The organism is Solihabitans fulvus, assembly GCF_008386585.1.
Taxonomy (GTDB): domain Bacteria; phylum Actinomycetota; class Actinomycetes; order Mycobacteriales; family Pseudonocardiaceae; genus Solihabitans; species Solihabitans fulvus.
The window spans coordinates 1-491 of record NZ_VUOB01000274.1 but is presented as its reverse complement, the minus strand read 5'-3'; the positions used below and the strand labels follow the sequence as shown (position 1 = coordinate 491).

The window sequence follows — 491 nt, the reverse complement described above, 5'->3', positions numbered from 1 at the left end:
CGATTGATGTCATGTCCGACAAAACTGTCGATGCTGTGGTCCGCATCTTCCTGGGTCCCAAGTACGACTGCATGGGCAGGCTCATGAGCGTCAACGACAAACGCCTCGACATGTTCGAGCTGGACAGCTTTATGTACAAACTGGTCAACGGAAAGAACACCATCGTCCGTAGCTCCATGGATATGCAAGGATTTATCCCAGAGTACCTTTCGACTCGTCGTGTAATGGAAAGCGAAATGATGCCTTCCGGAGATGGCCAGACAATGGTCAAGGACTGGTGGTGCAAGTCTCGCAACGGATTCCCTCAGAGACTTATGCTGCCCCTCGGTACGATTGGAGGTTTGGATATGCAGATGTACGTCATCGTGTCGCCGGTCCGCACCGGTATGCTCTTGCCCACATTGGACATGACCATGATGAAGGACCGTTGTGCTTGTCGCTGGAGCTCATGTATCTCCACCATGCCTCTCGGATATCCATTTGACAGACCG

At 52.3% G+C, this 491-nt stretch carries 1 protein-coding gene; it reads left to right on the top strand.

Features of this window, described 5'->3' with window-relative positions:
- Positions 1 to 11 precede the first annotated feature (11 nt).
- The coding region (locus F0L68_RS45830) for a hypothetical protein (protein ID WP_223199637.1) at positions 12 to 491 on the top strand (480 nt) is incomplete at its 3' end.